Below are 22,972 nucleotides of genomic sequence, written 5' to 3'. Positions count from 1 at the left end.
CCTTTTCGCAACGGGTCTCAGGCGGTTATCGAACCATCAGGGGGCAGTCGCCTGGGCAACCTGCGCGCGCGCAGCATTGAAGCTTTTATCGAAGCCTGTCGACACATCGACCTGCCTGGTCAGAATGCCTTCGGCCAGGTAAGTGTCTGCGGTGTTTTGCAAGCCCTGAATAATGGTGTCGTCAATCGGCGTGCGTTGCATGTTCGTTGCCTTGGCAACGGCCAGATGGACCTCCAACGGCAGGCCAGTGACTTTCGCCTGTGCGGCGGCATACTCCTCGGGGTGCGTATTGGACCAGTCGAACGCACGTTCGACCCTGGCAACGAAATCATCCAGCTGGACGCGTTTGCCTTCGATGGCTTTGCTGGTTGCAGCGAGGTACAGGTGGTTGCTGAGCAGCTCATTGCCGCTGACCAGTACGCGATCATTGCTCTGGCTGATGGCAATTGTGGTGTACGGGTCCCACGTGGCCCAGGCATCGGCATCGCCGTTGACCAGCACCAGGCGTGACTCGCTGGGCAGCAGGTTGATGAAGGTGACATCGCGGGTCTTCAACCCGGCCTGTTGCAGGGCGCGGATTGCAAGGTAATGACCAATGGAACCGCGTCCAGTGACAATGCGCTTGCCTTTCAGATCGGCCACGGTCTTGATCGGCGAGTCTTTCGGCACCAGCACGGCGGTGGTGAAACGACCTTGCGCATGGGTGATGCTGACCACTTTCAAGGGCGCGCCTGCGCCGAGGGCGAACACGTAGGGCGCATCGCCCAGCGCGCCGATGTCCACGGCCTCGGCATTCAGCGCCTCACCCAGAGGCGCGGCGGAAGGGAACTCCGAGAACTGAATCTCATAAGGCACATCCTTGAGCTCGCCGGAGACCTGCAACAATGTTTTCAGCAGCGATTTCTGATTGGCCACCAACAGAGGCGCCAGCTCGGCAGCCAGCATCTGTTGACCTGTCAGCAGGCTGAGCAGTGCGCCCAGCAGCAGGCTTTTGAGCGGTAAAGGTGATTTGAAAAAAGGCAGCATTATCAGGTGTCTCCATTAAGTTGATTGTTGGCCAGACACTTGACGTTCCTCACGCGCCTGCGTGGAAGTGCCTTGGGTGACGCTCCGTGTGTCCATCAATGCGTGCCAACGCGAGCATCGGCACCGTCCTGCCACTTCAAATCACGTTAAAACCGTGTGTCCCGTCCCGGCCCAACTGGTCCACCAGACCATATTCCCAGTCCAGATACGCCTGCATGGCTTCGCGGGGCGCATCGGTGCCTTCATAAGGGCGGCGGTAGCGGTCGATGCGGGGCGAGGCCAGGCGCTGTTCGCCGTGCTCCACGGGCAGGCCGGCCTTGATCCAGCTGGCGGTGCCGCCTTCGAGCAGGAACACCGGCTTGTCGGTCAGCGCTTCGACGTCGGCCACGGCGAAACGCGCCAGACGACTGCTTGCGCAGGTCAGTACATAGCGCTCGGCGGCAGGCAGTTTTGCCAACGCGGTCTTGAGGTCTGCGCGCAGGGTCCACCAGGCGCCGGGGATGTGCTGCTTGACGTGATTGGCGCTGGCCGTGAAATCCAGCACCGCGACCTCGCCGTGCGTCAGCCAGTTGGCAAGGGTTTCGACGCTGATCGCCTCTACTTGTGGCGCAACAGGTGCGGGCGCGCTCCAGTCGCCAGACTCGCTGAAGTCTGCCGCGTTGAGATCATCGATGGCCCACACGTCCCAGCCCAGCTGTGCCAGCCAGGACGCTGTCATGTTGGCGCGAACGCCATCATCATCCAGCAGCGCAATGCGTGCGCCGCGTACGCTGGCGAAATGATCGGTTTCCTGCACCAGTTGGCCGCCCGGCGTGGAGCGCGCGCCAGGCCAATGGCCCTTGGCAAACTCTTCCGGGGTGCGCACGTCGAACAGGTAAGTGGTGCGCGACGCCTCGGCTTGCCAGCGGTGCAGTTCGTCGCGGCCGGCACGCTTGACCTTTGCCCGGTCGGCGACCCGGCGAGCATCGGCGCTGGCGGTTTCACGAGTGTCGTCGCTGACCGCCGCGAAGCGCCGGTTCTGGCCGTGGTCTAGCGTCTGGCCGGCCAGCAGCCAGCCGATCGTGCCGTTGCGCAAGGCGTGAACCTGATTGGGAAGGCCTGCATTGACCAGGGATTGAGTGCCAATGATGCTGCGCGTGCGGCCGGCGCAATTGACGATGATCCGGGTATTCGGCTCCGGTGCCAGCTCGCGCGCGCGCAGCACCAGTTCGGCGCCCGGCACACTGATGCCGCCCGGTATGCTCATGGTCTGGTATTCATCATAACGTCGGGCATCCAGCACCACCACGTCGGCATGGCTGTCGAGCAACGCCTTGACCTCTTCGGCGGTCAGCGAGGGCGTGGCGCGGTGATGTTCCACCAGTTCGCCAAACGCCTTGCTTGGCACGTTGACATCAATGAACAGCTCGCCCCCTGCTTCGCGCCAGCCCTGCAAGCCACCGTCGAGCAGTGTCACGTCGCTGTAGCCCCATGATTGCAGGCGTTGCCGGGCGATCTGCGCCAGTCCTTCGCCGTTGTCATACAGCGTGACGGCAGTGTCGCGACGGGGAATTCGCGCGAACACCTCCAACTCCAGTTTCGACAGCGGAATGTTCACCGCAAACAAGGGATGGGCTTCGGCGAATGGCGCTTCCTCGCGGACATCCACCAGCGCCAGTTCCTGGCGGTCCAGCAACGCCTGACGAATCTCGACGAAAGATCGGACTGCGGATGTGGTCATGGGGTAACGCTCCCTGTGGGCTGATCCTGACGGGCCGTGGCAACGGCATTGGAGTAGCCGGAAATAAACGGTTTTTCGCTGCCGTCGAGTGCGTAGACGGCGCGCTTCACGGTGCCGATATCGGCGCCGTAGACATGAATGCTGATCGACACTTGATCGTCGAACGCGTTGCTGACCTGGTGAACATCGTTGCTGAGTGGCGACAATGCCTCGACCTGTCCGGGCTGCAAGCGGACTGCCGGGCCGCTGGCCACGAAACCCCCTTCGGGCGTGCGGGCATACCCCTGTGAATGCTCTGCGCCGCGCAGCATCCCGATCAGGCCCCAGACGCGGTGGTCGTGAATCGGTGTGCTCTGGCCTGGCCCCCAGACAAAACTCACCACCGAAAAGCGCTGCTGTGCGTCGGCATGCAGCAGAAATTGTTGATAGCGCTGGGAGGAGGGGACGGCGAACTCTGTGGGTAACCAGTCATTGTGGCTGACCAGTTGCGCCAGCAGCTTGCCGCCTCGCCGCAACAGATCGCTTTCGTGTGGCTCGCTGCCGATCAGTTGCGCCAGCGCATCAATGAAGGCCCCGAGCCGCTCGGGGTGTTGTTCAGGGAGTCTTCGCCGGGTCATGTCCATTTCCTGATCGGGTAATGGCTCGATATAAGCATAATATTGCTATTTAATATGCTATTTTTTAATGATTAGGTTATAACAAAAACGTCTTTTGCTTTTTTTCGTGGACGCAGCGAATCTTGTACCGGGCTATTAATCGACGCCCGCTGGTACTATGCTTTTTGCCTATGTTGCCCTCTTATTTTTATGTGCGGTCCGAATGAAAATTGATGATATCGATGCGTTCGTTGCAGTCATTCGCTGTCAGTCGATCAGCCATGCGGCTGAGTCACTGGATCTGACCCAGCCGGCCATCACGCGCCGGGTGCAGAATTTCGAGCAGGCCCTCGGTGTGGAGCTGTTCGACCGTCACACCAAGCCGCTCAAGCCGACCCCGATGGGTCATCAGGTCTATCAGAAATGCCTGGCGATCCTGCGCGAGATGGATTCGCTGCGTGAACTGGTGGCCAGCGACACCCCGCCCAGCGGCCTGTTGCGCCTTGGCGTGCCACAGACCATTGGCGATGTGGTGTTGCTGGATGCGCTCAAGCAGTTGCGCGGCGAATTCCCTGACTTGCGTGCGCAGGTCAGCACTGGCTGGGGCAGCCACCTGATTGGCAAGATCGAAAACGGTGAGCTGGATGCCGCGGCAGCCTTATTCCCGGCGGGCAAGATCTTCCCGGAAAACATCATGGGGCAGTCCATCGGCAAGATGGAGCTGGTGGTGGTCTGTGCCAACGGTTCTGTGCCGAAAAAGCCCGGCAAGCTGGCTGACTGTTACGAGCAAGGCTGGGTACTCAACCCTGATGGCTGTGGGTTTCGTGCCGGTCTGCAACGCACGCTGACCGATCAGGGGTTGAGCATGAAGGTCAACCTGGAAACCTTCGGCACCGAGCTGCAATTAGGGCTGGTGGCTGACGGCATGGGGCTTGGCCTGGTGCCGAGGCCGCTTCTGGAGCGCAGCGTCCATCGTGAGCAACTGGCGGTGCTGCCGCTGAAAGACTTCAAACCGGTCATGGACCTGTGGCTGTTTTACCCGCGCTTTCTGGGCAACCTGCAAGTGCCGGTGGACGCCTTCGGTGCGTTGGTGGCCCGATCCCTCAAGCCGGTTTCAGCGGCGGCTTGACGGTGTCGTCGCGGGCAGGTTGTCCCTGATCGAGGCGCTCGCTGCCCGCCTGCGCGTTCTGTCAGGCGACCTGTTCACGGGCCTGCTGCACACGCTGGGCGACCAGTTGGCGAGTCAGCGGGATCAGCTTTTTACCGTAATCAATGGCATCTTCCAGTGGGTCGAAACCGCGGATCAGGAACGTGGTGATGCCCAAGTCATAGTAATCCAGCAGCGCTTCCGCCACCTGCTCCGGGGTGCCGACCAGCGACGTGGAATTGCCTTGGGCACCGAGCAGCCCGGCGATACCGGTCCACAGGCGTTTGTCCAGGCGTGAACCCTGTGCGGCGGCGGCCAGCAGACGACGTGATCCTTCGTTGGGCGGTTCACGGCGCACAAAGCCGTTGCTCTCGGCCAATGCCCTGGCTTTTTCCAGAATGCTGTCGGCACGGGCCCAGGCTTGCGCTTCGGTGTCCGCCAGGATCGGTCGCAACGACAGGCTGAAACGAATGGTCCGACCATGCCTGGCGGCTTCGGCACGGACCTGTTTCACCACATCACGCACTTGCTCGTAAGTCTCGCCCCACAGCGCGTACACATCCGCATGCTTGCCTGCCACGGCAATCGCCGCGGCCGATGACCCGCCGAAATACAGCGGGATATGCGGCTGTTGCGGGGATTTGACCAGCGAGTGGGCGCCTTCGAACTGGTAGTAAGTGCCCGTGTGATCGAACGGCGTGTCGCGGGTCCACTCCTGACGCACCACGCTGAGGTATTCGTCGCTGCGGGCATAGCGCTCGTCCTTGCCGATGTGACTGCCGTCAGCACGCAGCTCTTTGTCATCCCCGCCGGTGATGATATGTACCGCGGTGCGCCCGCCATTGAAGACATCCAGCGTGGCAAACTGCCGCGCGGCGACCGTCGGAGAGATAAAGCCGGGGCGATGCGCGACGAGAAATTTCAGCGTGTGGGTGACGCTGGCGGCATGCGCAGCCACCAGCGTGCTGTCCGGGCTGTTGGAGTGGTAAGCGATCAGCGCCCGATCAAAGCCGGCGTCTTCATGAGCCTTGGCCACCTTCTGCACGTAGTCGGGCTGAATGGTTGCGCCACTGCGTGGATGGATTTCAGAACCGGGTTGCGTGGCAATATAGCCAATGAATTCGATGCTCATGAAAACTCCTGCCAAGGGTTGAGGTCCGTTCGACCGTGTTGACAGGCACCATAAAGGCAATGAGCAGGCGCTGTGAAATTCGATTTCGGTCTAAGTTAATTATAAAAAATATGCATTATCTGGCGGGTTGATAATTAAAGTTTAATGCGGCGATACTGAGTGGCTACAGCGCACCACTCCTGCTCGTTGATCCGGTGCGTGGCGAGTATGATGTGGGGTATTTGCTGGAGAGGACGTTCATGACTGCCGAAAAGCCCGAAGTCATCATCACCTATTGCATTCAGTGTCAGTGGTTGCTGCGCGCGGCCTGGCTGGCTCAGGAATTGCTCAGCACTTTCAGCGACGACCTTGGCAAGGTGTCTCTGCAGCCGGGCACCGGGGGCGCGTTTCGCATCACCTGCGACGGTGTGCAGCTTTGGGAGCGCAAAGCCGATGGCGGTTTTCCCGAGGCCAAAGTGCTCAAGCAGCGCGTCCGTGACCAGATCGACCCGGCACGTGACCTCGGCCATAACGACCGACGCACACCCGACAGCCCTCAGTCATAGGCGTCGCTGTCACGACATCGCCATGCGCGTGTCACATTCAGTTAACCGGCATGCTCCACTCTCTTCAAAACCATGCCGGAGGTCGTCCCATGAGCAGTGCCCAGCTCGCCACACCCAGTCGCAAACAACGTGTGCGGACGTTATGGATCTCCGACGTTCACCTTGGCACGCGCGATTGCCAGGCCGAGCACTTGTCGGCGTTTCTCAAGCGCTATCAGGCTGACAAGGTGTACCTGGTGGGCGACATCATCGACGGCTGGAAGCTGCGCGGTGGCATGTACTGGCCTCAGGCCCATACCAACGTGATCCGCCGCCTGCTGACCATGAGCAAGCGCGGCACCGAGGTCATCTACGTCACCGGCAATCACGACGAGTTTCTGCGCCGTTACTCGAAGCTGGTGCTGGGCAACATACAACTGGTGGACGAAGTCGAACACCTGACCGCCGACGGCCGACGCTTTCTGGTCATCCACGGCGACCAGTTCGACGTGATCACCCGTTATCACCGCTGGCTGGCGTTTCTGGGCGATTCAGCCTACGAATTCACCCTGACCCTCAATCGCTGGCTGAATCACTGGCGCGCCAGGTATGGCTACGGCTACTGGTCGTTGTCGGCGTACCTGAAACACAAGGTCAAAAGCGCCGTGAACTTCATCAGCGACTTCGAGGAAGCCATCGCCCACGAGTGCGTGAAGCGCGGGCTGGACGGCGTGGTGTGCGGGCATATTCACCACGCTGAAATCCGTCAGGTGGGCGGTGTGGAATACCTCAACTGCGGCGACTGGGTCGAATCCTGCACGGCCCTGATCGAGCACCTGGACGGCAACATCGAACTGTTCCGCCTGGCCGATGCGCACTTGAAGGCGCAGCAGGTAGCCGAGCAGGAACCGCTCAGCGAGCCGGTCGCCTGAGCCGGACGGCGTTAAGCAGATGCTCTTTAAAAAGAGACTTTGCCGAGCAACATGTCACGGTACATCACGAAGTCGCCGAGCAGGCTGTAGAACGGATGCCTGAACGTGGCCGGCCGGTTTTTCTCGAAAAAGAAATGCCCGGCCCAGGCAAAACCGTATCCCGCGACCGGCAACAACCACAACAACCCCCAACGGCCACTGCCCACACCGAACGCCAACAGAAAAATCACCAGCGACGTGCCCACAAAATGCAGGCGCCGGCTGGTACTGCTGCTGTGTTCAGCCAGGTAGAAGGGATAAAACTCGGCAAAGCTTGAGAAACGCTTGATGGTATCCACGGCGCACACTCTCGTGTTTGTTCTTGTTGTTATACACAAATTTAGCCGATCGTCGTGCCGATGTGGAGTATTCGAGTCGTGCTCATATTGACGACTATCGTGCCAATGCTCCGCGTTGGCATGCAGTTCGTGACGCTCTGCGTCACAAATCTCCCGTGCAAAACAATCTCAAGCCTTGCCCGCAGCCGCTGCCAACGAAGTGCTTTTCGAACGCGATGGCACTGACGACGCGACCCCCGGATCAGTGACAGGGCGAAGGAACCCGACGAAGTCGGGCCGAAAACGGAGCCCAGGGGTTTGCCTGCTTTAGCCCCATCAAAGTCACTCGCCGAGGGGCGAAAAAATGACTCAAGTCGAGTCTGAATCTCACTGAGTCGCAGAACTGTGTGACGCAGAGCGTCACGACATGCATTACCACGCGGAGCGTGGGAACGATAAAAGCGTCGCCCGGTCCGCTCCCGCGCCAAGCCAGACCTCAATGCCGCCAGAACGCCGGTACGCACAGCACCAGCACGGTAATGATTTCCAGCCGCCCCAGCAGCATGCCGCCTGACAGAATCCACTTGGCTGCATCCGGCAGCGTAGAGAAGTTGCCCGCCGGACCGATTACTTCGCCCAGCCCTGGCCCTACGCCAGACACAGTGCTGGCAGCGCCGGTCAGCGCGGTCATCCAGTCCAGCCCGAGCAGCGACAGCATCAGTGCGATCAGGCAAATGGTGATGGTGAAAAAGAACGAAAAGGTCAGGATCGAGCGGACAATTTCGTCGTCCAGACGGTGGCCGTTGTACTTCTGCTTCATCACTGCACGCGGATGGATCAACTGATTGAGGTTGGTCTTGAGCAGAATATAGGCCACCTGGAAACGGAAAATCTTCACGCCGCCTGCCGTCGAGCCGGAACACCCGCCAATGAAACCCAGATAGAAGAACAGCATCAGCGAGAAGTTGCCCCACAGGCTGTAGTCGCCAAGTGCGAAGCCTGTGGTCGTCACCACCGACGTGACGTTCAGTGCGACATGGCGCAATGCCTCGGTCCACGGCAGGTCGGTGGTGTTGGCGTACCAGACTGTCATCACCAGCCAGGTGATCAGCAACAGCCCGATCAGCCCCTGCACCTGCTCATCCTTGATCAGCGCCTTGCGGTTACCGCGCAGGGTGGCGACATACAGCGTAAACGGTAGGCTGCCGAGGATCATCACGACAATGGCGACCCAATGCACGGCCGGCTGCGGCCATTTCGCCAGCGACAGGTCGGAGGTGGAAAAACCGCCCGTGGAAATCGCCGACATCGCGTGGTTGATCGCATCGAACAGGCTCATGCCTGCCGCCCAGAAGGCCAGACTGCCCAGCGCGGTAAACCCGACGTAGGCCAGGACAATGAACTTGGCCACCATGTGCGAGCGCGGCATGACTTTTTCCGAGCGGTCGGAAGATTCGGTCTGGAACAGGCGCATGCCCCCGATACGCAGTAACGGGAGAATGGCCACCGCCATACCGATGAAGCCGATTCCTCCGAGCCAGTGGAGCATCGAGCGCCAGATGAGAATGCCCGGCGACATGCTGTCCAGATGGCTGAGCACGGTCGAGCCAGTGGCGGTAATGCCAGACATGCTTTCGAAGAAGGAGTCTGTGTAGCTGATGTGCTGGGTCAGCAGAAAGGGCAGGGCGGCGAAGATGCACACCACGATCCAGCTGGAAACCGTGAGCATGTACATGTCCCGCGGGCGCAGCTGGACGTTGTCGGGGCGTCCGGGCACCACCAGCGCCAGCCCGGCGATAAAGGTAATGGCGCTGGCCCACAGAAACTCGCGCAGGTCTTCGAAACGGTCATAGATGACCAGCGTCACCATCGGCACGATCATGGCCACAGCCAGGGTAATCAGGAAGATGCCGATAATGAAACCGATGATGCGAAGGGTCGGCAACGACATGAATGGCTCGGGCAGGTATCAAGGAAAGGCGCCATTCTACCTGTGCTTTGTGCCATGTAAACCGGCACTGGCGGGCGGAAAGCTCGACACGGAGGGTAAGGATTTGCCTGTTATGCTCGTTATTGACCGTAAACAGACTCTAAACTGTCAGATCACTTTTCAAGGAGACCGTCCATGCAGGCGCTCGACGTTTTGCTCAATCGCGTATCGGTGCCACGACTGATCGACCCGGCCCCGGACGCGGCGCAGCGGGAAATCATGTTTGGTGCCGCCTTGCGTTCGCCCGATCATGGCCAGTTGAAGCCGTATCGTTTTCTGACTGTCGAAGGCTCGGCCCGCGAGCGCATGGGCGAGTTACTGGTTGAAGCGCTGCAGCAAAGCGGCAACGAAGTCACCCCGCAGGCGCTGGAAAAAGCCCGTCTGGGGCCGCTGCGTGCGCCGCTCGTGGTGGTGGTGATCGCCCGTTTGCAGGACCATTTCAAGGTTCCGCGTTCTGAACAGTTAATCACCGCCGGTTGTGCGGCCCACGGCGTGCTACTGGCTGCGTATGCGCTGGGTGTCGGTGCGGTCTGGCGGACGGGTGAGCTGTCTTATGCGCCGCAGGTTGCCAAGGGCTTCGGGCTTGAAGCGGGCGAAGAAGTGATCGGTTTTCTGTACTTGGGCACCCCGCTGAACCCACCGCGTCAGGCCCCGAAGGTTGATGCCGGTGAGTTCGTCAGCGAGTGGCAGGGTTAAACCGACGCAGAATTGACCGGTTCGAGCGGCAGGTCGAGCGTCGCGATGAAACCGCCCTCAGGGTGATTGCCCAGAATCAGACTGCCGCCGTGCCGTTCGGCCGCGCGCTTGGCAATGGCCAGGCCCAGGCCATGACCCGGCGCGGTCTGTCCGGGGGCGCGATAAAACGGTTCGCCCAGTTGTGAAAGGTGTTCTTCTGCAACGCCCGGGCCGTGATCGCGAACACTCAGGCGCACATGGTTGCCAACCTGAACCGCCTGCAACTCAATGCTCTGCCCTGGCGCATTGAAGCGCAGGGCGTTGCGTAACAGGTTATCCAGCGCCCGCTCGATCATGTCCGGCCAGCCGCGCAGTTGCAGCGCGTTCTGAACCTCGACCTGAATGTTCTGCTCGACACCGTCCAGGTGCGTGTCGTTCTTGAGCCGCTGCAACAGCGCGTTCAAGTCCACAGGCTCCGGGCCGCCGAAATCCGCATCCAGCCGCGCCAAGGCCAGAATTTCACTGATCAGCGCTTCCAGCCTGTCGCATTCACGGCCCAGGCGCGGCCACAGCCGCTCACGCTCGGCAGGTTCTGCACGTTCGGCCAGCGCCAGCGCAATTCGCAGTCGGGCCAGCGGTGAACGCAGTTCATGAGACACGTCGCGCAACAACTGACGTTGACTGCCAATCAGACTTTGCAGACGCGCGCCCATGCGGTTGAAATCGGTGGCCAGCACGCCGAATTCATCCCGACGATTGGCCAGTTGCCCAAGGCTTTGCTGTTGATAGCTGGTCTGCCCCAGATCATGCACCGCGCCGCGCAGGCGGTTCAGCGGGCGAGTGATCGACAGCGTTACAAACAGGCTGAACAGGGTCAGGACCACCAGCGCGATACCCAGGGCGCTCAGTGGCCACATCAGGCTTTGGCGATGCCAGGCATCAAGTTCCGGGTGCGGCACGCGGTAGATAAACAGATAGGTCTCGCCGGTCTTCGGGCTGCTGTATTCGGTGGCCAGACGCCGCCAGGGTAATTTGCGCCCTTGATCCTCGTCGGCCTGTTGCCGGGCTTCCAGCGCTGCGGCGCGTGGCGGGAAAGTGCCACGCACCACGGGTTCGCCGCTGTCGCTCAGTACCTGCACGTCAATGCGGTTACGGCGTTTGATGTCCTGCAGAAATTCCTGCGCGTTATCCGCGCCCTTTTCCTCGAAGCGTTGCGTCCACTGTTCCGGCAGCGTGTTGAGCACCGGATGACGATTGAGGATCCATGCGTCCTGATTGAGCATGTGCCCTACGAGTATCGACAGGCCTCCCACCAGAGCAATGGCCAGCCAGAAACTGGCCAGGATTCGCCAGAACAATGAACGCACCGGATTTCCTCGATCTGAATAAAAGAAGCCCGGCATGCGTGTGCATGCCGGGTTCGTTTCAACCCACCGGGCCAGAGGGCTCGACGGTTATAGTGCTTTTGCTGCTTTTGCCGCTTTCCAGGCCTTGAATTCAGCCCATTCGGCGCGGCGCTCATCTTCTCGCTTCTTGATTTCGTCGAACTGCTTCTGCTGATCAGGGCGAAGCAGGGCGCGAACCTCGCTGTCTGTCTTGGAGCGCTTGGCTTCGATTTCGTCCCGCATTGCCTTCTGGTCCGCAGCAGGCATCTTGTCCAGGTAGCTTTGAGTGATTTCGCGGCGCTCATGTTTCTGCTCGCGCATCAAACGGTCGATCTGCTGACGCTGCTCGCGGGTCAGGTCCAGCTCGGCCATGGGGCCCATCGGGCCTGGGCCCCGACGCATTTCCGGACCTGGGCCACGGTCATCACGATCAAGACGCATGGCGGGTGCGTCAGCGTCAGGGCCGCCTGGTGGAGGCGGCGGTGGCGCGGCCATCACAACGGTAGGCAGAGCAGTTGCGAACATCAAAGCGATCAGGGTCTTGCGCATGGTGTATCTCCTTGTCTCTAGTGCGGCTCGATGCCGATGAGCCCAGTCTAGGGAGATCAAGGTCAAGCGCGGTCAGCGCTTGGTAAAGCTTGTGTAAGGGAAAAGCCGTCGCAAGCTTCAAGTGCGTGCTGTGACTTGCCGCTTGAAGCCGATTAAAGAGAGTAATAGTACCCGCGACTGCGCAGAGCGACGATGCGTGGCCGGCCATCGGCGTGCGGTCCGATCTTCTTGCGCAGGTTGCTGACGTGCATGTCCAGGCTGCGGTCGTACAGGGTCAGCTTGCGGCCCAGCGCCAGTTGCGCCAGTTCCTGTTTGTCCAATGGCTCGCCAGGTTGACGCATCAGCGCTTCCAGCAAGCGGCTCTCGGAAACCGTAAGGGTCAGTTCCTTTTCATCGACGCTGACCACGCCACGCATCGGGCTGAAGGTCAGGTCGCCCAGCTCAAGCTGGGTAGACGACGCAACCGGATGGCTGCGGCGCAGCACGGCGCGTAGCCGGGCCGTGAGTTCGCGGGGGTCGCAGGGTTTCGCCAGGTAATCATCGGCACCCAGCTCAAGGCCCAGAATGCGGTCCAGCGGTTCGCCGCGTGCCGAGAGCATGACCACCGGCAGGTCGGGGTGATCGGCGCGCAATTGCTTGAGCAGCTCCAGCCCGCTGCCATCGGGCAGCATGACATCCAGCACCACGGCAGCCGGGGCCGCTTCGGCCAGCGCCTGGCGCGCGCTGGTGCCGTCGTGGCAGGCGCGAACCTGAAAGCCTTCCTGGCTCAGCCAACTGCTCAGCAGCTCGCACAGCTCCTGGTCATCATCGATCAATAACAGCTCGCTCATGACTCACTCAATATAGGCTCTGCCGGGACGCAGCTCTGCATTCATCGGGAACCAGCGCTGCAGACGATGGGGTCAGGGCGCGGATCAGGGCAAAACCTGCTTGAACGGCTTGACCACGACAGCGGCGTAGACGCCTGCTGCAATGTACGGGTCCGCGTCGGCCCAGGCCTTGGCGGCGCTCAGTGATTCAAACTCGGCCACTATCAGGCTGCCGCTGAAACCGGCAGCGCCGGGGTCGTTGCTGTCGACCGCAGGGTGCGGGCCGGCCAGGACCAGACGGCCTGCATCCTTGAGCGCATTCAGGCGATCAAGGTGGGCAGGACGAACGCTCAAACGTTTTTCCAGCGAGTTGTCGACGTCAGTGGCGATGATGGCGTAGAGCATGTCAGTCCTCGGATTTGGTCGTATTGGGAGCGGTGTCGTGCAGGTGGCGTGACAGGTAGATCCCCTGGCCGACAAGGAACAGCAGGGTCATGCCGAGGCTGCCGAATACCTTGAAGTCGACCCAGAACTCTTGATAAGTGAACGCCACATACAGGTTGGCTGCGCCGCAGAACAGGAAGAAGATGATCCAGGCGATGTTCAGCCGGGTCCAGATGGCGGCCGGCAAGGTCAGTGCATGGCCCATGATGCGCTGGATCAGCGGGCGGTCACCGATGAAGTGGCTGCCGGCGAAGGCGACTGCAAACAGCCAGTTGACCACCGGTGCTTTCCATTTAAGGAAGGTTTCGCTGTGGAACGCCAATGTCAGGCTGCCGAACACCAGGCAGGCGACCAGCGTCAGCCACTGGCTTTTTTCCAGCTTGCGCTGTTTGATGTAGAGAATGCCGTAAACCACCACCGAACTGATGATCAGCATCGCCGTTGCACTGAAAATGCCGCCTACCATATAGGTATTGCCGAGGATATCCACGGCGCGCGGCTCGGTTTTATACACGATGAAAAACAGGAGCAGCGGGATGAAGTCGATGAATTGTTTCACAATGGCAGCCAGAAGCAGGATGTGGCGGCATAATAACAAACATCAATGAACACGAAAGCACCACTATGAATGTTGACCTGCATTGCCACAGCACCGCTTCCGACGGGGCGCTCTCGCCCACGGCGCTGGTAGCCCGTGCTCATGAAAACGGCGTGCGCGTCCTTTCACTGACCGACCACGACACCCTCGAAGGGCTTGAAGAAGCCCGTACGGCGGCGCATTCACTGGGCATGCAACTGGTCAACGGGGTCGAGCTGTCCTGTGTCTGGGGGGGCGCGACCATTCATGTGCTGGGGTACGGGTTCGACATTCAGGCCCCGGCGCTGACCGACGCCATCGCTCGTCTGCATGACGGACGCTGGCTGCGGGCCGAAGAAATCAGCCGTAAATTGGCGATCAAAGGTATGCCTGGCGCGCTGGAAGGCGCACGGGCGATCCAGCAGGAACTCGGCGACAGCGGTAATGCGCCTGCGCGTCCGCACTTTGCCGACTTTCTGGTGCGGGGCGGTTACGTCAAGGACCGCGCCGAGGCGTTTCGCAAATGGCTGGGGGCGGGCAAGCTGGGTGACGTCAAGCAGCACTGGCCCACGCTGGAAGAGACCGTGGCGACGTTACGCGCTTCGGGGGCCTGGGTCAGCCTCGCGCATCCTTCGCATTATGACTTTACCCGCAGTAAACGGCGTAAACTGGTCGGCGATTTCGTCCAGGCCGGTGGTCATGCCATCGAAGTGGTCAATGGCATGCAGCCTGCCGATCAGGTCGGAACCCTGGCCATCCTCGCCCGCGAGTTCGGTCTGCTGGTCTCTGCCGGCAGCGACTTCCACGGTCCGGGTGCCTGGGGCGAGATCGGCACCTACCGTCCCGTGCCGGAGGATCTGCCGCCTTTGTGGTGCAGATTCAAACATGAACAGCCTACTGCCGCCGTCTGAACAGGAAGTTACCGTGAGTCAATTTTTCCAGGTCCATCCGGAAAACCCGCAACCGCGCCTGATCAAACAGGCTGCGGAAATCATCAAGGCCGGCGGGCTGGTGGTCTACCCGACAGACTCGTCGTACGCGCTGGGCTGCCAGATCGGCGACAAGAGCGCTATCGAGCGTATTCGTCGTTTGCGCCAACTGGACGACAAGCACAACTTCACCCTGATGTGCTGCGACTTGTCACAACTGGGGCTGTTTGCCAAAGTCGACACGGGCGCCTTCCGCGCGCTCAAGGCGCACACGCCCGGGCCGTATACCTTTATTCTCAACGCCACCCGCGAAGTGCCGCGTCTGGTCCTGCACCCCAAGCGGCGCACCATCGGCCTGCGGGTGCCGAGTCATCCCATCGCCCAGGCATTGCTGGAGCAACTGGGCGAACCGCTGATGAGCGTCAGTCTGATCATGCCTGGTGATACTGTGCCGCTGAGCGATCCGTACGAAATGCGCCAGGTGCTCGAACACCATGTGGACCTGATTATCGACGGCGGGATAGGTGGCATCTCCGCGTCCACGGTTATCAACCTGTCCGAGGGCGAGCCGCAGATCGTGCGGGTCGGCTGCGGTGATCCCACCCCGTTCGGTGAACGCGCTTAATGACGGTTGTCGAGGCCGCAGACAGCCAGGCCGACGCCCAGCAGGAATTGCCGTTCGCGTTGGTCTATGGTCGCGCGGTCACGCAAATGCCGCTGGACCTGTACATCCCGCCGGACGCGCTCGAGGTCTTCCTCGAAGCGTTCGAGGGGCCGCTCGACCTGCTGCTGTACCTGATTCGTAAACAGAACATCGACATCCTCGACATCCCGGTGGCGGAAATCACCAAGCAATACATGGGTTACGTCGAGCTGATGAAAACCGTGCGCCTGGAGCTGGCTGCCGAGTACCTGGTCATGGCCGCGATGCTGGCCGAGATCAAGTCCCGTATGCTGCTGCCGCGCTCGGCGGAAATCGAAGAGGAAGAGGGCGACCCGCGCGCCGAACTGATTCGCCGGCTGCAGGAGTACGAGCGTTTCAAGGCGGCAGCCGAAGGCATCGACGCTTTGAAACGGGTGGGGCGCGATGTGATCGTACCGAAACTCGACGCACCCGAAGCCCGTGCGCGCAAGTTGTTGCCGGATGTCAGCCTTGAAGAAGTGCTGATGTCCATGGCCGAAGTGCTGCACCGGGGCGACATGTTCGAAAGCCATCAGGTCAGCCGCGAGGCGTTGTCCACCCGCGAACGCATGAGCGATGTGCTGGAACGGCTCAAAGGCGGCGGTTTCGTGCCGTTTGCCGAGCTGTTCACCGCAGAAGAAGGGCGTCTGGGGGTGGTCGTGACATTCATGGCCGTGCTTGAGCTGGTCAAGGAGTCCCTTGTCGAACTGGTCCAAAACGAGCCCTTTGCGGCGATCCATGTCCGGGCGCGAGCCGAGTAGAGCAAGAACACACCCATGAACCTCAACGAACCTCGCGAACTGGCCCCGTTGCTTGAAGCATTTCTGCTGGCCTCCGGAAAACCGCAGACGCTTGAACGGCTTTACGAGCTGTTCGAGGAGGGTGAGCGGCCCGAGCCGCCGGTGTTCAAGAAGGCGCTGGAAGTGCTGCGCAAGTCCTGCGAGGGCCGAGCCTTCGAACTCAAGGAGGTGGCCTCGGGTTATCGTCTGCAGATTCGTGACCGGTTTTCGCCGTGGGTCGGACGGTTATGGGAAGAGCGTCCGCAGCGTTACTCTCGCGCCATGCTGGAAACCCTGGCGTTGATCGCCTATCGCCAGCCCATCACCCGTGGAGAGATCGAAGACGTGCGTGGGGTTGCGGTCAACAGCCATATCGTGAAGACGCTGCTGGAGCGCGAGTGGATTCGGGTCGTGGGCTATCGCGATGTGCCGGGCAAACCGGCAATGTTCGCCACCACCAAAGGCTTTCTCGACCACTTCAACCTCAAGAGCCTGGACGAACTGCCGCCGCTGGCTGACCTGCGGGAGATGGAAACCGAGCCGGTCATGGACTTCGAAGAAGCCCCCGTGCCTGCGCACCTGCAAGCCCTGGCCGACGCCAGCCTCGACCCGGACGAAGCCCCTGAAGCCCCGCGCGACGAAACCAGTTTTCGCAGCCTGTTGGTGGAACTCGATTCGATGGAACAGGGCCTCAAGACCGACTTCGACGACCTGTTGCGCGCGGAGCCAGAGGCTGAGGATGAGGACGGCGAGGTCTGATTCTCGTGCCTGCGCTCCAGTGTTACACACACGTCTCAAGAGGCCCGTAGAGCGGCGCGGGGCATAGGGACCTGGCTCGCGAAGGCTGACATAAATCATCGGCGCCCATACGGGCCTCTTCGTGAGCAAGCTCACTCCCACACTGTACATAGACCCCGTGAGAATCTCCCACACCATACATAAAACCTGTGGGAGGCTGGACTGACAGGACATAGATCATTGGCGGCCATACGGGCCTCTTCGTGAGCAAGCTCACTCCCACACCGCACATAAACCTTGTGAGAGGCTCATTCCCACACTGTACATAAACCTTGTGAGAGGCTCACTCCCGCGCCGTACATAAATCCTGTGGGAGCGAACTTGTTCGCGAAGAGGCCGGCATGATCGCCGAAAATGCGTCGTCTGAAACACCGTCTTCGCGAACAAGCGAAGCGTCGCCCGGTTCGCTGCCACGGCCTTCGGCCAGAATAAAAAACAGACGTGTGTATGGACTGAGCGCCGGGGCGTGCCGAACGATATTCTCTGACGGTCGTGTCAATGCTTCGTGAACATCGGTCGAATTCGTTCGCCACCCCACGGTCACATCTGATACCCCACGCCATGAGAGCCGCTGCCGATGAGTTCGACCAAGAACCCCTGCATCAGCCTGTGCAAATTCGATGATGACATTTGCCTGGGCTGTGGTCGCAGCAAGCGGGAAATCAAGGCCTGGAAGAAGCTGGAAAAGGACGACAAGCGCACGGTGCTCGAAGAGTCGGCCAAGCGCTTGGCGAAGCTCAAGACCGCCGGTCGTAAAAAGAAGAAGTGATGCCGGCTATTACCGCTGCCGCTGGATGCTTAATCCGCCGCGGAGGCGTATGATGGTCGACCGTCGGCGATCAGTGATCGCCCGGGCTATCAAGTATTTCGCCTTGCCGCGCTCCACCGCGCGCCGGGCACAGGTCTCGCCGGTTCTCGGCCAGCCCTGATTCGACACACCGGGAGGTGCCCAGATGAGTGAAAAAGACAAGCAGGACAGCCAGGAAATCGGACCCGCAGGCGAAAAGCTGCAGAAGGTTCTGGCGCGCATTGGCGTGGGTTCGCGCCGTGACGTAGAAGCCTGGATTACCCAAGGCCGTATCAAGGTCAACGGCAAGGACGCGACCCTCGGTCAACGCGTCGACCTGCATGACGCCATCAGTGTCGATGGTCGCGTCATCAAGCGCGAAGAAGCCGCCGAAACGGTTCGCCGCGTGATCATGTACAACAAACCCGATGGCGAAATCTGCACCCGTGACGACCCGGAAGGCCGTCCGACCGTGTTTGATCGTCTGCCGCGCCCTAAAGAAGGCCGCTGGATCAACATCGGTCGTCTCGACATCAAGACCACCGGGCTGCTGATGTTCACCACCGACGGTGAACTCGCCAACCGATTGATGCACCCCTCGTTCGAGATGGACCGTGAGTACGCGGTTCGTGTGCGTGGCGAAGTCGATGACGACATGCTGCTGCGTCTCAAGAACGGCGTGATCCTCGAAGACGGTCCTGCCCGTTTCACCGATATCCAGCAGGCACCGGGCGGCGAAGGTTTCAACCACTGGTATCACTGCGTGGTGATGGAAGGCCGTAACCGCGAAGTGCGTCGTCTTTGGGAATCCCAAGGGCTGGTGGTCAGCCGCCTGAAGCGCGTGCGTTACGGGCCGGTGTTCCTCAACTCCGACCTGCCGATGGGTCGCTGGCGCGAAATGAGCCAGTACGAAGTCGACATTCTGGCTGCCGAAGTCGGTCTACAGCCTGTGGCTCAGCCGCAGATGAACGCCAAGACCAAGGACAAGATGGAGCGTCTGCAGCGCCAATCGTCCCGCCCGTTGGGCAAGGGCGAGCGCGTTGTTCGTACCCTGCGTCCTGCTGTTGGCGCCCCGACCGGCGACCGCGCACCGCGTCAGCCGCAGATTACCGGCAGCGAGCGTGATCGTCCGCGTGGTGGTGATTCCACTCAGCGTCCGTCGCCGCGCAAGGACTCGGGCAAGCCCGGTTCGCGTGCGCCGCGCCCGGCCGACAACAGCCGTGGCACACCGGTCGCCGAGCGCCCGAGTGACATGAACAAGCGTCCGGCCAAGCCTGGACCGAAGCGTGTCGGCATCAAGCTGGTCAACGACGATGCGCCCTCCGGCAAGCGTCGTGGCCCACCGGCAGGTTCAGGTCAGCGCCCTGGCTTCGGTCGCCGCAAGCCTGAGTGATTGCGGGATGTGACTGCACGGCAACGCCAGCCCCTTGGGGCTGGCGTTGTTGTTTCTGGACGTGTGTAAAACGTTGTCACACAGCCTGCAGGCATCATTTTCCTGTTTTGAACCTATGCCTGACCGCAGGTGTACAATGCTGCGCTTTTTTCTGTGAATCATTGCTGTTCAAGACGCTGGGCCACGCGCTCAGTGCGCTGCAGTTCTGTTGCGCCACAAGCGCGACAGGTCCTTTTTCGTCACAGAACAAGAACAACCAGGTGGCTATCGAATGAGTGAAACAACCGCCCCGTCAGGCGAATTGAAACGCGGTCTGAAGAATCGGCACATCCAGTTGATCGCGCTCGGCGGCGCCATCGGCACCGGCCTGTTCCTGGGTTCGGCTGGCGTATTGAAATCCGCTGGCCCCTCGATGATTCTCGGCTATGCCATTTGCGGCTTCATCGCGTTCATGATCATGCGCCAGCTGGGCGAGATGATCGTCGAAGAGCCGGTGGCCGGTTCGTTCAGCCATTTTGCCCATAACTACTGGGGCGGTTTCGCCGGTTTCCTGTCGGGCTGGAACTGCTGGCTGCTGTACATTCTGGTCGGCATGTCCGAGCTGACCGCCGTCGGCAAATACATTCATTACTGGTTGCCGGATATCCCGAGCTGGGTGTCGGCTGCGGCCTTTTTCGTTCTGATCAATGCCATCAACCTGACCAACGTCAAGGTCTTCGGCGAGACCGAGTTCTGGTTCGCGATCATCAAGGTGGTGGCGATTATCGGCATGATCGCGCTGGGCAGCTACATGCTGGTCAGCGGCAGCGGTGGCCCGCAGGCGTCGGTCAGCAACCTCTGGGAGCATGGCGGGTTTTTCCCCAATGGCGTCGGCGGGTTAGTGATGGCTTTGGCGATCATCATGTTTTCGTTCGGTGGCCTGGAAATGCTTGGCTTTACCGCTGCCGAGGCCGAACAGCCCAAGACCGTGATCCCCAAGGCGATCAATCAGGTCATCTATCGCATCCTGATTTTCTACATCGGCGCATTGGTGGTGCTGTTGTCGTTGACGCCGTGGGACAGCCTGCTGGCCAGCCTCAACGCCTCGGGCGATTCCTACAGCGGCAGCCCGTTCGTGCAGGTGTTCTCGATGCTGGGCAGCGACACGGCGGCGCACATCCTCAACTTCGTGGTACTGACCGCAGCGCTGTCGGTTTACAACAGCGGCACCTATTGCAACAGCCGGATGCTGGTGGGCATGGCCGAACAAGGTGATGCGCCCAAAGCGCTGGCCCAGGTCGACAAGCGCGGCGTGCCGGTCAAGGCCATCTTCGCGTCTGCCGCTGTCACGCTGGTGGCGGTGCTGCTCAACTACTTCGTGCCGCAACAGGCACTGGAGTTGTTGATGTCGCTGGTGGTGGCCACGCTGGTCATCAACTGGGCGATGATCAGCTACTCGCACCTGAAATTCCGCCAGCACATGAACCTAACCGGGCAAGTGCCGCTGTTCAAGGCGCTGTGGTATCCCTATGGCAACTACGTCTGCCTGGCGTTTGTGGTGTTTATCCTTGGCATCATGCTGATGATCCCCGGCATCCAGATCTCGGTCTACGCGATTCCGGTGTGGCTGGCGGTGATGTGGGTGTGTTATCGGGCCAAAAACAGGCGTAGCGTTGTCGTGAATGCCGATACTGGCAAGTAAACGTGCCTATTCCAGAAAAGAAGATGCCGTGATGCTGGTGATTTCCAACAATGTCCATCTGCCGGACGCCGAGATCGAGTTGACTGCCATCCGTGCCCAGGGTGCGGGCGGGCAGAACGTCAACAAGGTATCCAGCGCCATGCATTTGCGCTTCGACATCAACGCCTCTTCGTTGCCGCCGTTCTACAAGGAACGGCTGTTGGCGTTGAATGACAGCCGGATCACCAGCGATGGGGTGATCGTGATCAAGGCCCAGCAATACCGCACGCAAGAGCAGAACCGTGCCGACGCGTTGCTGCGCCTGAGCGAGCTGATCGTCAACGCCGCCAAAGTCGAGAAGAAACGCCGCCCGACCCGACCGACCCTGGGCTCTAAAACCCGCCGGCTGGAGTCCAAGAGCAAACGCGGCTCGATCAAGGCCGGGCGCGGAAAAGTGGATTTCTGAGTACGACCGGCCCTTCAAGATCGGACGCAGAGCGTCCAGAACGGCGTTACCACGCTGGAGCGCGGGAACGATCATCGCAACTATCGTGCGGCGCTCCGCGTCGCATGCCGTTCCGGACGCTCCGCGTCCTCTTGACGACGTAGAGCGTCGCGACCTGCATTCCCACGCTGGAGCGCGGGAACGATCATCGCAACTATCGTGTGGCGCTCCGCGTCCTCTTGACGACGTAGAGCCTCACCACGCTCAAAAATGCATCGTTTGACCTACCATCTTCGCGGACAAGTCCGCTCCCACAAAAGCCAGGTTTTCGGGCTATTCAAGACTTGGATGTAACGCCAAGCGCTGGGAGCGGGAGGCATCACTGGCGCAACGCCTGTGCCTGCTTGTACAGATAAACACTCAGCCCCAGCCCGGTGAGGGACGCGAGCGCTGCAAACAAGAAGATCGAGACAAAGCCAAAGCCTGCGGCAATCGCGCCTGCCAGTGGCCCGGTGATGCCGATTGACAGGTCGATGAACAGCGAATAGGCGCCCACCGCAGCGCCGCGACTGGAGGCCGGGACCAGATTCACCGCTTCCACGCCGAGCGCCGGAAACACCAGCGAGAAACCGAAACCGGTCAGCGCCGCACCTGCCAGCGCCAGCTCAGGCGTCGGGGCGATCCACAGCAGCAATAACCCCAGACTTTCTACCGACAGGCAGACGATGGCCACCCGAAAGCCGCCCAGGCGGTTGATCAGGTTGCCGAACAATAAGCGCGCCGCGATGAAGCTGCCGCCAAACACCGTCAGGCACAACGCCGCATTCGGCCAGTGATTGCTCGCGTAGTACAGGGTAATGAAGGTCGCGATGGTGCCGAAGCCGATGCCGCCCAGCGCAAGCCCCATGCCGTGCGGAAAGACCCGTCCCAGCACATGCATGAAGGGCAGTCGTTCGCCTTGCACAATCGGCGCGGCCTGCTTGTGCCAGGTCAGGTATAACCCCAGCGCGCACAGCAGCATGATGCTCACGCCCACGGTCCAGAGGCCCAGTGAGTCGACCATCCACACGCCGAGAGGCGCGCCGATGGCCAATGCGCCGTAGCTGGCGATGCCGTTCCAGGAAATCACTTTGGCGGTGTTCTGTGCGCCGACCCGGCCGATCCCCCAGCCAATCGAGCCAGAACCCACCAGGCTTTCCGCGCTGCCGAGGATTACCCGGCCCATCAGCAGAATCACCAGGCTCGTCATCGGCCAGTCGTCGAGCCAGACCGGCACCAGCATGAACACGCCGCTCACGCCACACCCTGTCAGGCCGATCTGCACCGCCTTCTTGCTGCCCAGATTGTCGATGATGCGGCTCGTCCACGGTCGGCTGATCAGCGTTGCCAGGTATTGCACGCTGATCACCAGCCCGGCGATCACCGCGCCAAAACCCAGATCGCTGTGGACATAGCCGGGCAGAACGGCAAGGGGAATACCGATGTTCAGGTAACCAATGAAGGTGAACATCACAATGGACACGACTGTCAGGGTGACGGCCATCGGGGTTTGCGGCGTGGTGTGTTGTGTCTCGGGCATGGGGCAGGCTTTCATTCTGTTCGGGCGTGGCGTTCGAGCGGGCAGGGAAAACCCTTAGCAAGCTCTCGAAGTGCTCATCATACCGACGCATCTGGCG

Annotated in this window: 24 protein-coding genes; 12 read left to right on the top strand and 12 right to left on the bottom strand. The window is 60.8% G+C overall.

From position 1 onward, the window contains the following. Positions 1-36: 36 nt before the first annotated feature. The 3 genes from BW686_RS17760 to BW686_RS17750 form a co-directional block, all read right to left on the bottom strand. Positions 37-1,026 (bottom strand): ABC transporter substrate-binding protein, encoded by a 990-nt coding sequence (locus BW686_RS17760; RefSeq protein ID WP_084918838.1) that lies wholly within the window; start codon positions 1,024-1,026, stop codon positions 37-39. Positions 1,027-1,162: 136 nt separating this feature from the next. Continuing rightward, the gene (locus BW686_RS17755) at positions 1,163-2,746 is read right to left on the bottom strand and encodes a rhodanese homology domain-containing protein (protein ID WP_084918837.1); all 1,584 of its coding nucleotides are present in this window, start codon (positions 2,744-2,746) and stop codon (positions 1,163-1,165) included. Continuing rightward, the gene (locus tag BW686_RS17750; RefSeq protein ID WP_086934826.1) at positions 2,743-3,369 is read right to left on the bottom strand and encodes a cysteine dioxygenase; all 627 of its coding nucleotides are present in this window, start codon (positions 3,367-3,369) and stop codon (positions 2,743-2,745) included. Before BW686_RS17750 ends, BW686_RS17755 begins: the two co-directional genes overlap by 4 nt. A 196-nt stretch (positions 3,370-3,565) precedes the next feature. Here BW686_RS17750 and BW686_RS17745 point away from each other — a divergent pair, with 196 nt between their 5' ends. Next, complete coding sequence (locus tag BW686_RS17745; RefSeq protein WP_084918835.1) at positions 3,566-4,471, top strand: LysR family transcriptional regulator; 906 nt, start codon at positions 3,566-3,568, stop codon at positions 4,469-4,471. A 61-nt stretch (positions 4,472-4,532) separates the two neighbouring features. Here BW686_RS17745 and BW686_RS17740 read toward each other — a convergent pair whose 3' ends face one another. Beyond that, positions 4,533-5,621: an LLM class flavin-dependent oxidoreductase gene (locus BW686_RS17740; RefSeq protein ID WP_084918834.1), complete on the bottom strand. Its 1,089-nt coding sequence runs from the start codon at positions 5,619-5,621 to the stop codon at positions 4,533-4,535. Positions 5,622-5,860: 239 nt separating this feature from the next. On the opposite strand from BW686_RS17740, the gene BW686_RS17735 reads away from it, so the two are divergent. Then, positions 5,861-6,166, top strand: coding sequence for a SelT/SelW/SelH family protein (locus BW686_RS17735; RefSeq protein ID WP_084918833.1), 306 nt, complete (start codon positions 5,861-5,863; stop codon positions 6,164-6,166). Positions 6,167-6,255: 89 nt separating this feature from the next. Continuing rightward, positions 6,256-7,077: a UDP-2,3-diacylglucosamine diphosphatase gene (locus BW686_RS17730; RefSeq protein ID WP_084918832.1), complete on the top strand. Its 822-nt coding sequence runs from the start codon at positions 6,256-6,258 to the stop codon at positions 7,075-7,077. 26 nt (positions 7,078-7,103) lie between these two features. On the opposite strand, the gene BW686_RS17725 is transcribed toward BW686_RS17730, so the two are convergent. Together BW686_RS17725 and BW686_RS17720 are read right to left on the bottom strand one after the other, a co-directional pair. Then, positions 7,104-7,415, bottom strand: coding sequence for a DUF962 domain-containing protein (locus tag BW686_RS17725; protein ID WP_057401964.1), 312 nt, complete (start codon positions 7,413-7,415; stop codon positions 7,104-7,106). A gap of 475 nt (positions 7,416-7,890) precedes the next feature. After that, positions 7,891-9,345, bottom strand: a complete 1,455-nt coding sequence (locus BW686_RS17720; RefSeq protein WP_084918831.1) for a TrkH family potassium uptake protein — start codon at positions 9,343-9,345, stop codon at positions 7,891-7,893. Positions 9,346-9,519: 174 nt separating this feature from the next. Between BW686_RS17720 and BW686_RS17715 the strand changes: the two genes are divergently transcribed. After that, the gene (locus tag BW686_RS17715) at positions 9,520-10,080 is read left to right on the top strand and encodes a nitroreductase family protein (protein WP_084918830.1); all 561 of its coding nucleotides are present in this window, start codon (positions 9,520-9,522) and stop codon (positions 10,078-10,080) included. Here BW686_RS17715 and BW686_RS17710 read toward each other — a convergent pair. The 5 genes from BW686_RS17710 to BW686_RS17685 all read right to left on the bottom strand — a co-directional run bounded on the left by BW686_RS17710 (position 10,077) and on the right by BW686_RS17685 (position 13,805). Continuing rightward, complete coding sequence (locus BW686_RS17710) at positions 10,077-11,426, bottom strand: sensor histidine kinase (protein WP_084918829.1); 1,350 nt, start codon at positions 11,424-11,426, stop codon at positions 10,077-10,079. The two genes, BW686_RS17715 and BW686_RS17710, sit on opposite strands and share 4 nt — an antisense overlap. 87 nt (positions 11,427-11,513) lie before the next feature. Next, positions 11,514-11,993 carry a Spy/CpxP family protein refolding chaperone gene (locus BW686_RS17700; RefSeq protein WP_084918828.1) on the bottom strand — a complete coding sequence of 160 codons (480 nt, stop codon included), beginning with the start codon at positions 11,991-11,993 and terminating at the stop codon, positions 11,514-11,516. 152 nt (positions 11,994-12,145) lie between these two features. Next, complete coding sequence (locus BW686_RS17695; protein ID WP_084918827.1) at positions 12,146-12,823, bottom strand: response regulator transcription factor; 678 nt, start codon at positions 12,821-12,823, stop codon at positions 12,146-12,148. A gap of 84 nt (positions 12,824-12,907) precedes the next feature. Next, entirely contained in the window at positions 12,908-13,207 is a 300-nt protein-coding gene (locus BW686_RS17690) for a YciI family protein (RefSeq protein WP_084918826.1), read from the bottom strand. Between the two features lies 1 nt (position 13,208). Continuing rightward, complete coding sequence (locus BW686_RS17685) at positions 13,209-13,805, bottom strand: septation protein A (protein ID WP_005889842.1); 597 nt, start codon at positions 13,803-13,805, stop codon at positions 13,209-13,211. Positions 13,806-13,870: 65 nt separating this feature from the next. Here BW686_RS17685 and BW686_RS17680 point away from each other — a divergent pair, with 65 nt between their 5' ends. From BW686_RS17680 to arfB, 8 genes are all read left to right on the top strand, one after another. Further along, positions 13,871-14,734, top strand: coding sequence for a PHP domain-containing protein (locus BW686_RS17680; RefSeq protein WP_084918825.1), 864 nt, complete (start codon positions 13,871-13,873; stop codon positions 14,732-14,734). A gap of 13 nt (positions 14,735-14,747) precedes the next feature. Then, positions 14,748-15,377, top strand: coding sequence for an L-threonylcarbamoyladenylate synthase (locus BW686_RS17675; RefSeq protein WP_102048022.1), 630 nt, complete (start codon positions 14,748-14,750; stop codon positions 15,375-15,377). 86 nt (positions 15,378-15,463) lie between these two features. Then, a complete protein-coding gene (locus BW686_RS17670) occupies positions 15,464-16,195 on the top strand; it encodes a segregation and condensation protein A (RefSeq protein ID WP_179149303.1) in 732 nt (243 codons plus the stop codon). A gap of 15 nt (positions 16,196-16,210) precedes the next feature. Beyond that, on the top strand, positions 16,211-16,972 hold the full coding sequence (scpB, locus tag BW686_RS17665) for an SMC-Scp complex subunit ScpB (protein WP_084918822.1): 762 nt from the start codon (positions 16,211-16,213) through the stop codon (positions 16,970-16,972). 616 nt (positions 16,973-17,588) lie between these two features. Next, positions 17,589-17,780 carry a DUF1289 domain-containing protein gene (locus BW686_RS17655; RefSeq protein WP_024673636.1) on the top strand — a complete coding sequence of 64 codons (192 nt, stop codon included), beginning with the start codon at positions 17,589-17,591 and terminating at the stop codon, positions 17,778-17,780. Between the two features lie 184 nt (positions 17,781-17,964). Then, positions 17,965-19,191 (top strand): 23S rRNA pseudouridine(2605) synthase RluB, encoded by a 1,227-nt coding sequence (gene rluB / locus BW686_RS17650; RefSeq protein WP_084918821.1) that lies wholly within the window; start codon positions 17,965-17,967, stop codon positions 19,189-19,191. Positions 19,192-19,462: 271 nt separating this feature from the next. Continuing rightward, entirely contained in the window at positions 19,463-20,872 is a 1,410-nt protein-coding gene (locus BW686_RS17640; protein WP_084918820.1) for an amino acid permease, read from the top strand. 31 nt (positions 20,873-20,903) lie between these two features. Further along, a complete protein-coding gene (gene arfB / locus BW686_RS17635) occupies positions 20,904-21,317 on the top strand; it encodes an alternative ribosome rescue aminoacyl-tRNA hydrolase ArfB (protein WP_084918819.1) in 414 nt (137 codons plus the stop codon). Between the two features lie 358 nt (positions 21,318-21,675). Here the strand turns inward: arfB and BW686_RS17630 are convergent, their stop codons facing one another. Beyond that, on the bottom strand, positions 21,676-22,875 hold the full coding sequence (locus tag BW686_RS17630) for an MFS transporter (protein WP_084918818.1): 1,200 nt from the start codon (positions 22,873-22,875) through the stop codon (positions 21,676-21,678). Positions 22,876-22,972: the final 97 nt, after the last annotated feature.

The organism is Pseudomonas syringae, from assembly GCF_002157375.1.
GTDB classification, from domain to species: domain Bacteria; phylum Pseudomonadota; class Gammaproteobacteria; order Pseudomonadales; family Pseudomonadaceae; genus Aquipseudomonas; species Aquipseudomonas syringae_T.
The sequence above is the reverse complement of the archived record's forward strand: the minus strand, read 5'-3'. Positions and strand labels throughout refer to the sequence as shown.